The organism is Demetria terragena DSM 11295 (assembly GCF_000376825.1).
Classification (GTDB): Bacteria; Actinomycetota; Actinomycetes; order Actinomycetales; family Dermatophilaceae; genus Demetria; species Demetria terragena.
This window is the reverse complement of sequence record NZ_AQXW01000004.1, coordinates 2414992-2428653: the sequence shown is the minus strand read 5'-3', so window position 1 is coordinate 2428653 and position 13662 is coordinate 2414992. Positions and strand designations below refer to the sequence as shown.

The window sequence follows — 13662 nt, the reverse complement described above, 5'->3', positions numbered from 1 at the left end:
ACCTACCCTGGGTGTGTGATCAACCGGCTGCACGTCCTTGGGATCGGACCAGAAGGAGAGACCCTCTACCGCCAGGTGCTGCGCTCCCCGGGTCTTCTCCTCACGACGTACGCCAATCGCTTGGGGTGGTCTGACGCTGAGGCCGACCGCGCTCTCGAACAACTCCGCCGGCGGCGGCTGGTGCGCGCAAACGACCTAGGCGAGGTCCGAGTCGATCACCCTCGCGCGGCGCTGGAGCGCGTCGTCAGCGCCGAGGAAGCTCAGCTCGCCACCCGCCGCCAGGACCTCGCCCGGCTCCGGGACGCCATCGACGGATATGCCGCAGACCATCGTGTCGGACAGCAGGGAGCCGCCGCGGATGAGCCAGCACGTGAGCGTATTGACCCCGCGTCCTTGGCCACCGTCCACGAGCAACTCGCGGTGAGCACCGACGGTCCGATCCTGGTCGCGCATCACGCCGACGGCTTGCTGCCGGAGGACCTGCCTGTTGTCCGCCGACTGCTTGAGGAAGGTCGCGAACAGCGCGGTGTCTTCCTCGGCGACGTTGCTCAGGATGCGTCTGATTACGTCCAGGCGTGGGCTGATTCCGGTGAGTCACAACGACTTTCACCCCCATTCCCGTCGCCGTTTGTGTGCTTTGGAACCCAGGCGGCGCTCGCCAGCACCGGCTGGGGCAAGACGACTGACGAGCACGTCATCCTGCGCGACCCCGTCGCCGTGCGCGCCTTCGTTGAACTGTTTGAACGACTTTGGGCTGCGGGCTCTCCCGTCGACCGGTCCGATCATGGCGATGATCAACTCGTGGAGCTCATGCGCCAAGGCCTCAAGGATGAGGCCATCGCCAGGCTGCTCGGCATCTCCCTACGCACGGTCCGGCGCCGCGTGGCGCGTTTGATGGACGACTACAGCGTCGGCACGCGTTTCCAACTCGCGCTCCGCATCGCCGATCGACGATCGCCTGGCGACACGTGAGGTCGTGACGCGACCGGACTCACAGTCCGAGTTCGCGCGCTCCGGTGGCAGAGGAGTCCCTCAAAAAGTCGGCGCAGCGACGCTGTTCAGCGGTCTCGCCGATGTCGCCTGCCGCCTTCGAGAGCACCGCAAGCGCGCGAAGGAATCCGCGGTTGGGCTCATGCTCCCAAGGCACTGGCCCCTGCCCACGCCACCCAGATTTACGCAGCGCGTCCAAGCCGCGGTGGTAGCCGGTGCGAGCGAAGGCGTACGCCTCAATCGTCAGGCCGTCCTCGTGGGCGTCTTCAGCGAGGGTTGCCCACGCGAGCGAGGACTCGGGCAGGCCGGCCGCGACCTGCCTCGGGTCGTGCCCCTCCGCAAGGCGTGCGGCGGCGGGATCGATCGGAAGTTCGGTAGGCGGGATGCCCAAAAGGTTGTCCATGATGCCCATTGTCCAGGACGCCCACGGTCGACTTGTTGACAGGTGACCCAGTTCACGCTTCACTTACCTAATTCGATTTAGCCTTTGGGTTTGGGCTCTCCCCACGGAGCAGGTCAGCGGCCAGTTTGTGAGCGTGATGCCCCCAAGATCAGCGGAGCAGCAGATGTCCGATTTTCCCCGGCGTGCCGTCCTCGGCGGTAGCGGCCTTGCCGTAGCGACCGCTCTCACGGCAGGTTGGCCTCGGCTGACGGGTCGCGACATCCCCGGTCGCGGCAAGGATGAACTCAAGGTCGCACTTCTCGGCTCGGCACAGGATGCTGCCGCGCGGCAGAAACTCGTGGCGGCGTTCAGTCGACTTCACCCAGACATCCCCGTCCGAGTTCAGGCCATTCAGGGTGCTGACTGGAGCGACTTCTTCGCCAAGATTCTTACTCTCGTCGCAGCCGGGACGCCGCCCGACGTCGTCATGGTCGCGACCGAGGGAACCCAGTTGTTCGCCAGCCGCCTCGCGGAGCCCCTCGACCGGTTCGTGAAGCGCGACGACGTCGAGATGAAGGACTTCTTCGACGACGTCCATCCCGCGCTGATCGAGTCATTCATGTACGAAGGCAGCCTGTATCAACTGCCGGTCGACTTCAACGCAGCGAACATGTACATGAATCTCAACACCCTGCGCAGTGCAGGGCTCGAACGACCTGCAGAGGACTGGACCAACGAAGATTTCGTGCGAATGCTGCGCGGCCTGAGGAAGTCCGGGAAAGGCGGTCAGGTTCCGTTCTATTGGAACAACCGCCTCTGGGGCGGGGTTGTGCCGTGGCTCTATGCCAACGACACCTCCTTCCTCACGGAGGAGAAAGCTCCTGGCGGCGACTGGCTGTGGTCGCGTTACTACGCCGACGCTAAGTCCGGTCAGGAGCGCGGCGGCGGCTACCGCTGGCGAGGTTCTAATGCCACCGACCCAAAGGTGACCGAGGTCTATGAGTTCCTCCGGCGGATCGTCGCCGAGGGTCTCGGGTCCAGCCCTTCGCAAGGTGGCGGCAATCAGTTGGTGGGCCAATTCGCCTCGGGCAAAATCGGATTCACTCCTGCCGGCGGCTACTGGGTTCAAGGACTTCACGAGGCAAAGATGCCTGGGTCCGCCTTCGACGTGCAGTTCTTCCCTCGGTGGCGCACTCAGCGCCATCAATTTGGCGCGGCGGGTTACGCCATGATGAAAACCTCGCAGCGCAAGGACCAGGCGTGGGAGTGGATCAAGTTCTGCGCCTCCCGTGAAGGACTGCGCCTGTCGATCCCGACGCCGAACACCACGCCGGTGCGCCGGTCGATGGTCAACGAGGCCCTTTACCGCGGCACCGGACCGGCCCATTGGAAGGTCTTCTACGACACTCTCGACAAGTTCCCCACTACAGGCCCGATCCCCGCCCCACCTCAGCAGGCAGCCGTCGAGACCGCCCTCATCAAGAACACGTTGGGCGCCGTGACTGGTCCCGCCAAAGGCGTCGAGCCGGCGTTACGACGCCTAGATGCCGACCTTGACCGCGCCCTCAGGAGCACGACGTGACCACGACAACTCCTCCGGCCCAACACGATTCGCTCCCCACGGTCCGCCAGGGGACAGAAGACTCCCGCAGTCACCGCCAGAAGCGTTGGCTGCAAATACTCTTTCTAGCTCCAACCGTTATCGGTCTCGCCCTATTCACCGTCGTACCCATCGTGGCTTCACTGCTCCTCGCGTTCTTCCGATGGGACGTCATCGGTGATCCCGAGTTCGTCGGCCTCGACAACTTCGCCTCACTGGGCTCCGACCCCACCCTGCGCGTGGCGTTCACCAACACGGTGCTGTTCGTCGTCATCGCCGTCGTCCTCCAGCTCGCCGTCGCTCTCGCCCTCGCAGTCATGGTGATGAGCAAGATGCCCAACTGGTTGCGGTCGTTCCTGCGGTCGGCACTCTTCTTCCCACTCGTGCTGTCCGCGTCCTCGGTGTCGATTGTCATGGCCTACCTGTTCAACCAGGACTTCGGCCTGGTCAACAAGGTGCTCAACGGCATCGGCGTTGAATCGGTCCCGTGGCTGACCTCCGACTGGGCTGCCCCGATTGTCGTCGTCCTGGTCTATGTCTGGCAGAACTTCGGCTTCTCGTTTCTACTCTTCCTCGGCGGACTGGCGGCCATCCCCCGCGATGTCTATGAGGCTGCAGCCATTGACGGTGCGACGGGCTGGCGTCGGTTCCGGCAAATCACGCTCCCGCTGCTGTCACCCACCACTCTGGTGGCCTCTGTCATGGCGATCATTGCGGCACTGCAGATCTTTGACCAGCCGTACGTTCTGACCCGCGGTGGGCCCGGCGACTCGACGCGCACGGTGGTCATGGTCATCTACGAAAACGCCTTCCAACAACTGAACTTCGGCCGCGCATCGGCGCTGGGAATCGTCCTGACCCTGGTCATCATGGCGGTGACCGCAGTGCAGTTCCGACTCTCCCGTCGCTTCGTCTTCTACTCCTGAGCGGAACCATCATGACCACAGTCACCATGACGACTCTTCGTCCCCGCCTGCGATCAGTGCCCAAGGCCGCCTTCTTGTTGGCCGCCCTTGGACTCACGCTCGGCCCCGTACTCTGGACGGTCCTGACGTCACTGCGGCCACCGGACCAGGCGCTCAGCGGCAATGATTTCAGCCTCAGCAATCTGTCCTTTGACTCATATCGCGCGGTCTTCGAGCAGGTCGATATGTGGCTGCTCATCATCAATAGCGCCCTGGTCACCGGCCTCATCGCCGTCGGGCAGATGATCTCAGCCGGGCTCGCTGGCTATGTCTTCGCGCGCGTGCCCTTCCGTGGCAGCAACGCCCTCTTCGGCGTGCTCCTTGCGACGATGATGGTCCCTATGCAGGTGACGATCGTGCCCGTCTTCATGCTGATCCGCGGGATGAACCTGTCAGATACGCTCCTGGCACTCATCCTTCCTGCATTGCCCACTGCGTTCGGAACCTTCCTCATGCGTCAGCACTTCATGACGTTGCCGGATGAACTGGGAGAGGCCGCGTCGATCGACGGCGCCTCGCCGCTTCGCACCTTCTTCTCGATCTACGCACCGCTTGCCGCGCCAGGATTGGCAATCGTCGGCATCCTCGCGTTCAACTTTCACTGGAACGAGTTCTTCAGGCCGCTGATCATGACGATCAGCGAGGAGAACTTCACCCTCCCGCTCGGGCTCGTCTCGTTGCAGGGAAACAAGGGCACCGGTTCGGTCGCGACGGTGCTTGCCGGAGTCGTGCTCTCGATGATCCCCGCCCTGCTGGTGTTCGCCTTCGGCCAACGCACGCTCCGCGAGGGCCTCACGACGGGCAGCAGTCGATGAACGAGAGCAACTCATACCCAACGCTAGGAGAACCACCGGTGTCGCGAAACGCCCTGCCGCAGATACATATTCGCCCCGAGCAGGGCTGGCTGAACGACCCGAACGGCATGGTCCGCCATGGCGGCCGGTGGCACGTGTTCTTTCAGCACAACCCGGCGAGGCCGGTGCACGAACACATTGCCTGGGGCCACACCAGTTCTCCCGACCTGGTCAGGTGGGACAACCATCCAGTGGCCTTCTTTCCCACGCCGGTGGGCCCCGACCGCGCCGGCTGCTGGAGCGGGGTCTATCTGCCCTGGTTAGACCGGCCAGCGATGGCCTACAGCGGAGTCGTCGACGACACTCTGACCAGCACGGTCTGCATCCGAGAGGCCCTCGATGACTCCCTCGATGTCTGGTCCGATCCGTACGTCGCCGCCGAGACACCGCCCGAGGTCACCCAGATGCGTGACCCGTTCTGTTTCGAGTGGCGTGGGCGTCAATTCGCGCTCCTTGGCGCCCGCATCGGTGAGGCGACACCGGCCGTGCTGCTCTACTCCTGTGACGACCCTCGCAGATGGACGTACGAAGGCGTGTGGCTCAATGGGGATGCCCCGGTTGCAAGGGAACTCACGCCTGCCGACATCTGGGAGTGCCCGCAACTCGTCGAGGTTGACGGCCAGTGGACGCTGCTGCTTTCGCTCCAGCAGGATGGTCGATTGTCATCGGTGGAGTATCTGATCGGCACCATCCTCGACCGTGATGGTCTACCCCAGTTGGCGCCCACAGCTCACGGCCCTGTGGACGCCGGACCGGACTGCTACGCACCGCAACTCGCGCTCGACGATGACGGTCCCTGGCTGCTCGGGTGGATCCTTCAGGACAGTCAGCCCAACGCACCCGTCACCTCGGTCAGCGGATGCATGACCCTTCCGCGCCGGCTTGCCCTGGTCGGTGATCGCCTGGTGAGCGTCACCGACCCGAGGATTGCCGACTATGCGGACACCTTCCCCGCAGTACGCCGTTCGGCCACGGGCGGACTGCCTCTGCCAAACTGCGGCCGAACCAGCGGCCAAGCCACTTCAATCACTCTCACCGGCCAGGGTGTCATCCATGAAATTCCGTGCCCCACAGGAGAATTCGAGGTTTGGAGCGATGGTGAAGTGGTCGAGGTCTATCGTCGCGACGACTCGCCATACACCCTCCGGCAACCGGGCACCGAACTGTGGACCCTGACCGCGTCCGCCGAGGTCACCGTCGTTGCGGTGGAGCCACCGAGTCACGTACGACCAGGGGCACCTCGAGCAGTCGCCGTCGGGGGCCACTGAACTCCACGCCCTCGATCTCGTCGAGCAGGAGGTCGACTGCCGTCTGGCCCATCTCCTGATGCGGCAAGGCCATCGTTGTCAGCGCCGGGACCAGGTTGGCCGCAAGTTGCTCCTGGTCGTCAAAACCCATGATGGACAGGTCCTCCGGAACCGACAGCCCCTGATGCGCGGCGGCGAGCAGGGATCCGGTTGCGATGCGGTCGGTCACGCAGAAGATCGCGGTGATCTGAGGGTGCTGGTCAATGATTCGACGGGTCGCGGCGTAGCCCACGTCAATAGTCCAGTCGGCCTTGACTCTTTGGACCACGGGCTTCACTCCGGCCTTCGCTAACGCCGCACGAAAACCCTTGAGCCGCAACGGACCTGCCAGATTGGCCGAACCTACGATCATCGCGATGTCCCGGTGGCCGAGGGAGACCAAGTGTTCGGCTGCCGCCCGTCCGGCACGAACCTCGTCTGGGATTGCAGCCGGCGACCGGTCGTCGGGTCGATAGCAATTGGCAAGGGCAATCGGGAGGCCGACGTCCGGCACCGACTCGACTTCCTCCAAGCCCATGGAGGCGTAGAGCAGACCATCAACTCGCCGCCGGTGGAGTTCTTCGGCACCCTGCTGCTCCAACTCCGGGCGATTCTGAGAATCGAAAACTGTCAGGAGATAACCCCGCGCGTGCGCCCGGTCAGTTGCGCCGCTGAGGATGCGGCCCGCGAACGGGCTGGAGGCAACGGCATTGGTGACCACCCCGAGCACCTGAGTGCGTCGGGTCCGTAGGCTCCGCGCCACTGGGTGCGGCGTGTAGCCCAATTCTGTTGCCACGGCGAGGATTCGGTCGCGGGTCGCAGGAGCGATGTTGCCCGACGCCTTGCCGTTGAGCACAAAGGACACGGCGGTACGCGAGACCCCCGCGCGGGCAGCGACGTCCGCTGCTGTGGCCTCCGCCCGCGCCATCGTCAGATCTTGGTTCCCGTGGAGCCTAGGTGCTGACACGCCTCGACCACGCGAGCTGTCAGGCCGGCCTCGGCGGCCTTACCCCAGGCTCGGGGGTCGTACTGCTTCTTATTGCCGACCTCACCGTCGACCTTGAGGACCCCGGCGTAGTTGGCCAGCATCCAGTCGGCGACCGGCCGGGTGTAGGCATACTGCGTGTCGGTGTCGACGTTCATCTTGATCACGCCGTAGGACACGGCTTCGGCGATCTCTTCTGCGGTCGAGCCTGAGCCACCGTGGAAGACCAGGTCGAAGGGACGCGCGCTGGCTTCCCCGCCCAATTCACTGGCCGCGGCGTCCTGTGCGGCCTTGAGGATCTCTGGGCGGAGCTTGACGTTGCCCGGCTTGTAGACACCGTGCACGTTGCCGAAGGTGAGGGCCGTCAAATAACGCCCGTTCTCGCCCGCGCCGAGGGCCTTCACGGTCGCGATGGCGTCTTCAGGAGTGGTGTAGAGCTGGTCGTTGATCTCGTTGGCGACACCGTCTTCTTCGCCGCCCACGACACCCACTTCGATCTCAAGAATGATCTTTGCGGCAGCCGCCTTGGCAAGCAGTTCCTCAGCGATCTGCAGGTTCTCGTCCAGCGGCACGGCCGACCCGTCCCACATGTGCGACTGGAAATACGGCAAGCCACCGTTTTTGACCCGCTCGGCCGAGGCGTCCAACAGCGGACGGACGAATCCGTCCAACTTGTCCTTGGGGCAGTGATCGGTGTGCAGCGCGATATTGACGTCGTAGGACTTGGCCACCTGCTCGGCGAAAGCCGCCATCGCGAGCGAGCCGGTCACCATGTTTTTGACCGTCGGGCCTGACCAATATTCCGCGCCACCTGTCGACACCTGGATGATGCCGTCGCTCTGCGCCTCGGCGAACCCGCGGATGGCTGCATTCAGCGTCTGGCTGCTCGTGACGTTGATGGCCGGGTAGGCGAATCCGTCCTTCTTGGCGCGGTCGAGCATCTCGGCGTAGGCATCGGGTGTGGCGATCGGCATGGTCAGACTTCCTCATGGCTCGGGTGCGACGTCGGGTCAAGTCTTCCATGACGCGCGCAGCCACCGGGCGAGGTCCGCACGTCGGACGGCTGTCAGGACATATCGGGTGGCAGTTCGCCGTTCGACACGATGCAAGTATCCGCAATTCCGCACCTCGTGCACCCGGCAATCAGCCAACTGCCACCCGATCGGGCGACGACCTGCTCGCGAACCATCCGATCTAGTTGTTCTCGATGGGGCGTGCGATGTGCCGGGTGATCCGTAACTGTGCCAGACCGGTAGCGGTCATGGCGCCGGCGCAGGTGAACCACATTGCGCTCGGTCCCATGTGGAGTAGGAAGCCCATCAGTGGCGGGCCAAGTGTGAGTGCGACTCCCCAGGTAATGCCGTACACCGCGAAGTACTGGGCTTTCGCGCCCGTCGGTGCGATGCGTGCGACCAGGGCGTATGAGTAGCCGAGGAGTAGTACGTCCCCTAGCGCCATGACAACTACAGCGATGACGTACCCGGTCGGATTTGGCATCGACCCGGCCATTGCGAGACCGATGGCGAGGAGTCCATATCCGGCGCTCGACCGGACCCTGAGGTTGCCCGTCTTGCGTAGAACGGGTTGGGCAGCGATGACAACAAGGGCTGACAGCGCGTTGAGGAGCCCGGCGTCAGAGGCTTGCCAACCAGCTAGCCCCAGGGCAAGTGGCATAACCATCGGAACGACCAGGTAGATCATTGCGAAACCGGTGCCAGTGACCATGAGCAACCAGAGCTTGTGGTCTCGCCACGGTGACGGGGCAGGCCCGTGGTTCTCTTCGAGGTTGGCCCGCTGGCGGGCTGGATGTAGCAACAATGCGACCACGACCATGCCGGCGATCGCAGTGGCCGCATCGAAGACGAAGAGCCAGGACAGCCCAAGTCGGCCGATGGTCGCCGCGAACAGTCCAGCCGCGAGTCCTGCCGCGGACAGAGCAGCCCCCAACAGGCCGTAGGCGCGTGGAAGCAGGTTCTCAGGAGTCACGTCAGCTACGAGACCCTGGCTTGCAGGCTCGTAGATCTCGAAACAGAGACCGAGCAGGGCCGCGCCAATCACAGCTACAGCGAGAGATGGCGCCCACGCAATGATCAGTTGCGATCCAGCCGTCCCCGCGAGTCCCAGGATCACTGCGTTTTTAGTGCCTACCCGCGTTGCGAGCCGACCGCCGATCAGCCGAGACGGGATGGTTGCGATCCCGAATATCCCCATCACAGCGCCCGCGAGGGTGACGCTGGCCCCCCGCTCGTGCACGAGCAGGGCGGCTAGGAACGGCATCGAGAATGCCCCCAGGCGATTGACGAATCGGGCCAACAGTAGGACCTTCACGGGCTGCGGCAACCGCGCCTCAGACCCTCGCCTAGTTCCACCGTCTATCTTGTGTTTGATAGTCACGCGGCGAGCGTAGGCCGGGGCGCATACACTGTTCAAATGCGTTTTGACAGTCATGTCATTGACCTCTTGCGCGTCTCGACGGACGTAGTGAATCTGTTGACCTGTGAGGAGGCTGGAGGTCGTGCGTCGACCCCGCCAACCGGAAACGACCTGTGCAAGGCGCTGAGTCGGATTCTGGTGCGCGACGGCCAGTTGCCGACCGTTGCGGACGAGGACGCTGAGCTACTGCGCCGGTTCGCACACGCAGCCCGAGCGATATTCGAGGCAGTAGCCGACGAGAACTTCGACCTGGCTGCCGCGAGCACTAACGAGGTGCTGCGTTGGACTCGCCCCCAACCGCAACTCGACCAGTTTGAGGGAACCTGGCACATGCACTTCCACGGGCCGACCGACCGCCTCGGGCAAGGTTGGGTCGCCGGCTGCGCCGCAGCGTTGACGATAGCCATTGGGAGCGCAGACGCCGGGCGACTTGGCGTCTGCGAAGCCCCTAAGTGCGACCGGGTATACGTCGACCGCTCCAAGAACGGAACCCGGCGATTCTGTGGGGCCTCGTGTCAGAACCGTGTCAAGAACGCCCATCACCGCCGAACCCGAAGTGCGGATCGCCTTCGTCAATAGACCCTCACCAAAGGGGGACGGCCAAACCCGACAACTCTGCATAGCCGAGAGAAGCATCAGCGCCCCCGAGGTCGCCCACGACGGGAACCCTCCGTATTGCGGTGACGAACCCCGATTGAGCACCCTGGTACATACGACTCCTCCGGATAAGCCCGGGTCAGCACCGAAACCGAGATACCGCACGGCCGCGCGCTGGCGCTCACGAGTGCCGCAGCGGGACGTTCTGATCGCGACCGTGCTCGATCGACTTTGCCGCCTTGGCTGGTCGCTGCTGGAACCGGTCGACGGCCTTGCCCTACGCGACGTCAGAATCGCAAGCGTGCCGAGTCGAGGGCCGCACGGCGCTGCAGCAGCGTATGACGCTCGGCGTCGTTGTCGCAGCGCTCGATCGCGAGGTCGTACGCGATCCGCGCCGCCTCATACTCGCCTGCCTGGGTGAGCAGCACCGCACGCACCGTCGGCACCCGATGACTGTGCGGCAGGTCGGCGTCCAGACCAGCGAGGGCGTCCAGCCCGGCAGGAGGGCCGAACGCCTCCCCCACCGCGACGGCGCGCGCCAGGCGCGCACTGGGACCCGATTGCAACGCGAGGAGTCTGTCGTAGTGCTCAACCACTTGGCGCCAATTCGTCTCGGAAGCCGTTGCGGCACAGGCGTGCTCGGCAGCGATCTGCGCCTGGACGACATAGATGGCGGCTTGGCGCGGGATTGGTCCAACCAACGACGGCGAGCGCAACAACTCCAATGCCTCGGCAATCTCATCGTGATGCCATCGCTCTCGAGCCTGGTCTGGGAGCAGCACGATACTTCCGGCCGCGTCGACCCGCGCGTCACGTCTGGAGTGCTGCAGGAGCATCAACGACAGGAGCGCGACCAGCACGGGTTCGGTCGGTCGCAGTGCCAACACCACCCGTACCAGCCGGATCGCCTCACCCGCCAGTTCGACACGTAGCGCGTCCGGTCCGCTACCGGGTGCATACCCCGCGGTGAAAGCGAGATAGGCGGTCTGCGCCACCACCGCCAATCGGTCCGGTATCTCGTCGGATATCGGGATCGAGAACGGGATACCGGCCGAGATGATCTTCTTCTTCGCGCGGGTAAGCCGCGCCGCCATGGTCGATTCCGTCACGAGAAACAACCGCGCGACATCGGCCGTACGCACACCGAGGACCAGACGCAAGGTGAGGGCGCTTGCAGCCGCCGGATCGAGCGCCGGGTGGGAACACATCAGCACCAGTCGGAGCAGATCGTCTTCGATCAGGTCACCGGGGTCTGCCCGGACAGCCGGCTCAGTCTGGTGGCGTTCGACCACCAAAAGCGGCATCTTGCGCTGCTGCATGGCCTCCGCACGCACGCGATCCAGCACCCGGCGTCTGGCGACGGTGTGTACCCATGCCGACGGGTTGTCCGGCACCCCGTCACGCGGCCAGCGCTGCGCCGCGCGCTCCACCGCATCTGCGAGCGCGTCCTCGACCAGGTCAAGCCTGCGGAAGCGGGCGAGGAGCAGGGACGTCAGCCGCCCCCACTCCTCGCGCACGATTGCCGCGAGGGCGGCCTCCACCGCGTCGGTCACGTGATCGACACGCCTCCGGCTTCGACTCGCTCCACTGGGCGAATCTCGATCGCGAAGGCCGCCGGCAACAACTGCGCTGCCTCGATCGCGGTGTCGAGGTCCGGTAACTCCACGTCGTAATACCCAGCGAGTTGCTCGACCAACTCGACGTACGGGCCGTCGGTCACCACCACGTTCCCGTCGCGGTGCCGGACGGTCGTGGCGGTGTCGGCACCCGAGAGCGGTGCGGTGGCGATGCATCGACCGTGCTCGGCGACGTAGGCCTCGAACCGCCCGTGATCGTCCATCCAAGAACTCTGCTGCTGCGGGGCTGCCTCGTCCCAGGTCTGCGGATCGAACGCGATCAGGATGACGTACCTCATGACGGGCGTTCCTCGGCGGTGACGACCGGAACCACGGTCACGGTGTCGCCGACCTGCGCGAGCGCCCATCGGTCACCGGCCCACCGCCGCCGGGGATGCGTTTGGCCCTCCGCGGGTGGTGCAATTCGGCGCCACCAACGATCTGGGTCACCAGTCAGCAGAATGACGTACTCGGTCACGATGTTCTCCTCTGTCTCAGGGCGACCGCGTATCCGGTCCCACCCCCATGACGATCGAGCCGGTTCCGCATCGACAGACGCGCGCTATCTTTTCGGCAACCGCCCGCTCGCGATTGCCTTCACCAACGTCTCGTGGTCGGCCTCCGTCTGGTCGGCGTACTTCACGGCGTAAGCGCAGATCGCATTATCGAGCTCGCTGTCATCATCGAGGTAGCCCTCAAGCAGGCGGGGGCGCAACGACCGGCAATGCGCCCGCGCCAACAGCCCGCCGCACAATCTGCCGTAGTCATCCAAGGCCTTGCCAGGCATATCGGTCGGGTCCAGGCTGCCTTTCCTGTTGCGGAACTGCCGCACGATGTAGGGCCGACCGTCGATCGTGGTCCAGCCGAGCAGGATGTCGGTCGACACCTGCACCAGGCGCGCCCCTTGCACGATGCGCTGCCCTTGATGCGCCGCCTCCGGCAGATCCGGAAGGTAGGGCGCCAACGAACTCGGCCCCGCCTGCTTCACGTGCAGCACGAGGTTTTCGTCTGCGTTGCCGTCGAGCAAGACGACATAACTACGCATTCCGACGCTCCCGGTGCCAACGACCCGGAAGGCCGCGTCGACCATTGCGTAGCGCTCAAGCAGCCGCGCCCGAGACTCCCGCAGAGTGGAGACGTAGTCCTGAACGCCGGCCATCACCGCCTGCTCATGGTCATCGGGCAGGTGCCACAGCACGGGTGGTTCTTCGACAAACTGCTGGCGGCGTATGCCGGTCTCGTGGTCGTCAATGTGCTGAACGGCTTTGGACACCACCCGGTCACTGGTGTTGCGTCGCGCTTTGTCGACGGCCGTGGACAAATGCTCGCTGAGGTGCTCCACCTGGTGCTCGCCCAGCGTGCTCTCATCGGCGAGCGCGGTCCAGGTCCGCAGATGCGGCGCTCCAGCGAGCCGCCGCACGGTCCGCCGATACGCCTTCACCGCATCTTGGGCCGCATTCTGGCTCTTCTTTTCTGAGACACCGCCGACCCGACCGGCTAAGACAAGGCTGGTGGCCAGGCGCTTGAGGTCCCATTCCCACGGCCCGGGCACGGTCTCGTCGAAGTCGTTGATGTCCATCACGACATCGCCATCGGACGTTCCGTAGAGCCCGAAGTTCGCCGCGTGTGCGTCACCGCATAGCTGGGCCGACAGACCGGACGACGGGCTACCGACCAAGTCGGCCGCCTGCATCCCCGCAGCGCCACGGAAGAAGGAGTACGGCGTTTGCGCCATCCGCTCCATCCGCAACGGGAGCAGTTCGGGGAGGCGGTCGGCGTGGGTCTCCTCGACGAAGTCGACGACGCCGGGACGGTCGTCGGCCACGACCGGATGGTCGGCGTGCGCGCTCGGTGGGGTCTGCTGCGCGAGTGCCCGGCCCCGCTCGAAGAGTTCAGCGGGCGGGGCATACCCGGACGGAATGACAGGTACATGCTCGGCCGGGTTCATGGGGTC

The 13662-nt window shown here is 64.7% G+C and carries 14 protein-coding genes; 6 read left to right on the top strand and 8 right to left on the bottom strand.

The genetic code is table 11. The features are described 5' to 3' along the window. The first annotated feature begins 15 nt into the window (after positions 1-15). Positions 16-972, top strand: a complete 957-nt coding sequence (locus F562_RS0115965; RefSeq protein ID WP_018157980.1) for a helix-turn-helix domain-containing protein — start codon at positions 16-18, stop codon at positions 970-972. A 19-nt stretch (positions 973-991) separates the two neighbouring features. On the opposite strand, the gene F562_RS0115960 is transcribed toward F562_RS0115965, so the two are convergent. Then, positions 992-1402 (bottom strand): DUF3151 domain-containing protein, encoded by a 411-nt coding sequence (locus F562_RS0115960; RefSeq protein WP_018157979.1) that lies wholly within the window; start codon positions 1400-1402, stop codon positions 992-994. 154 nt (positions 1403-1556) lie between these two features. On the opposite strand from F562_RS0115960, the gene F562_RS0115955 reads away from it, so the two are divergent. The 4 genes from F562_RS0115955 to F562_RS19625 are packed head-to-tail and all read left to right on the top strand — an operon-like array spanning position 1557 to position 6059. Continuing rightward, positions 1557-2954 carry an extracellular solute-binding protein gene (locus F562_RS0115955; RefSeq protein ID WP_018157978.1) on the top strand — a complete coding sequence of 466 codons (1398 nt, stop codon included), beginning with the start codon at positions 1557-1559 and terminating at the stop codon, positions 2952-2954. Continuing rightward, complete coding sequence (locus tag F562_RS0115950) at positions 2951-3898, top strand: carbohydrate ABC transporter permease (RefSeq protein WP_018157977.1); 948 nt, start codon at positions 2951-2953, stop codon at positions 3896-3898. The genes F562_RS0115955 and F562_RS0115950 overlap by 4 nt, the downstream gene beginning before the upstream one ends. Positions 3899-3909: 11 nt before the next feature. Further along, positions 3910-4752 carry a carbohydrate ABC transporter permease gene (locus F562_RS0115945; protein ID WP_018157976.1) on the top strand — a complete coding sequence of 281 codons (843 nt, stop codon included), beginning with the start codon at positions 3910-3912 and terminating at the stop codon, positions 4750-4752. A gap of 38 nt (positions 4753-4790) precedes the next feature. Next, positions 4791-6059, top strand: coding sequence for a glycoside hydrolase family 32 protein (locus tag F562_RS19625; RefSeq protein ID WP_018157975.1), 1269 nt, complete (start codon positions 4791-4793; stop codon positions 6057-6059). Here F562_RS19625 and F562_RS0115935 read toward each other — a convergent pair. The 3 genes from F562_RS0115935 to F562_RS19620 all read right to left on the bottom strand — a co-directional run bounded on the left by F562_RS0115935 (position 5983) and on the right by F562_RS19620 (position 9456). Continuing rightward, positions 5983-7005, bottom strand: coding sequence for a LacI family DNA-binding transcriptional regulator (locus F562_RS0115935; protein ID WP_018157974.1), 1023 nt, complete (start codon positions 7003-7005; stop codon positions 5983-5985). The two genes, F562_RS19625 and F562_RS0115935, sit on opposite strands and share 77 nt — an antisense overlap. Before the next feature lie 2 nt (positions 7006-7007). Further along, positions 7008-8036 carry a class II fructose-bisphosphate aldolase gene (gene fbaA / locus F562_RS0115930; protein ID WP_018157973.1) on the bottom strand — a complete coding sequence of 343 codons (1029 nt, stop codon included), beginning with the start codon at positions 8034-8036 and terminating at the stop codon, positions 7008-7010. Between the two features lie 220 nt (positions 8037-8256). Next, complete coding sequence (locus F562_RS19620; protein ID WP_245553669.1) at positions 8257-9456, bottom strand: MFS transporter; 1200 nt, start codon at positions 9454-9456, stop codon at positions 8257-8259. A gap of 36 nt (positions 9457-9492) precedes the next feature. On the opposite strand from F562_RS19620, the gene F562_RS0115920 reads away from it, so the two are divergent. Then, complete coding sequence (locus F562_RS0115920; RefSeq protein WP_018157970.1) at positions 9493-10074, top strand: CGNR zinc finger domain-containing protein; 582 nt, start codon at positions 9493-9495, stop codon at positions 10072-10074. A gap of 305 nt (positions 10075-10379) precedes the next feature. On the opposite strand, the gene F562_RS0115915 is transcribed toward F562_RS0115920, so the two are convergent. From F562_RS0115915 to F562_RS0115900, 4 genes are all read right to left on the bottom strand, one after another. Further along, complete coding sequence (locus F562_RS0115915) at positions 10380-11645, bottom strand: RNA polymerase sigma factor (RefSeq protein ID WP_018157968.1); 1266 nt, start codon at positions 11643-11645, stop codon at positions 10380-10382. Beyond that, a complete protein-coding gene (locus tag F562_RS0115910) occupies positions 11642-12007 on the bottom strand; it encodes a YciI family protein (RefSeq protein ID WP_018157967.1) in 366 nt (121 codons plus the stop codon). The genes F562_RS0115915 and F562_RS0115910 overlap by 4 nt, the downstream gene beginning before the upstream one ends. Then, positions 12004-12186 (bottom strand): hypothetical protein, encoded by a 183-nt coding sequence (locus F562_RS0115905; RefSeq protein WP_018157966.1) that lies wholly within the window; start codon positions 12184-12186, stop codon positions 12004-12006. The genes F562_RS0115910 and F562_RS0115905 overlap by 4 nt, the downstream gene beginning before the upstream one ends. Before the next feature lie 84 nt (positions 12187-12270). Beyond that, the gene (locus F562_RS0115900) at positions 12271-13656 is read right to left on the bottom strand and encodes a DUF2252 domain-containing protein (protein WP_018157965.1); all 1386 of its coding nucleotides are present in this window, start codon (positions 13654-13656) and stop codon (positions 12271-12273) included. Positions 13657-13662: the final 6 nt, after the last annotated feature.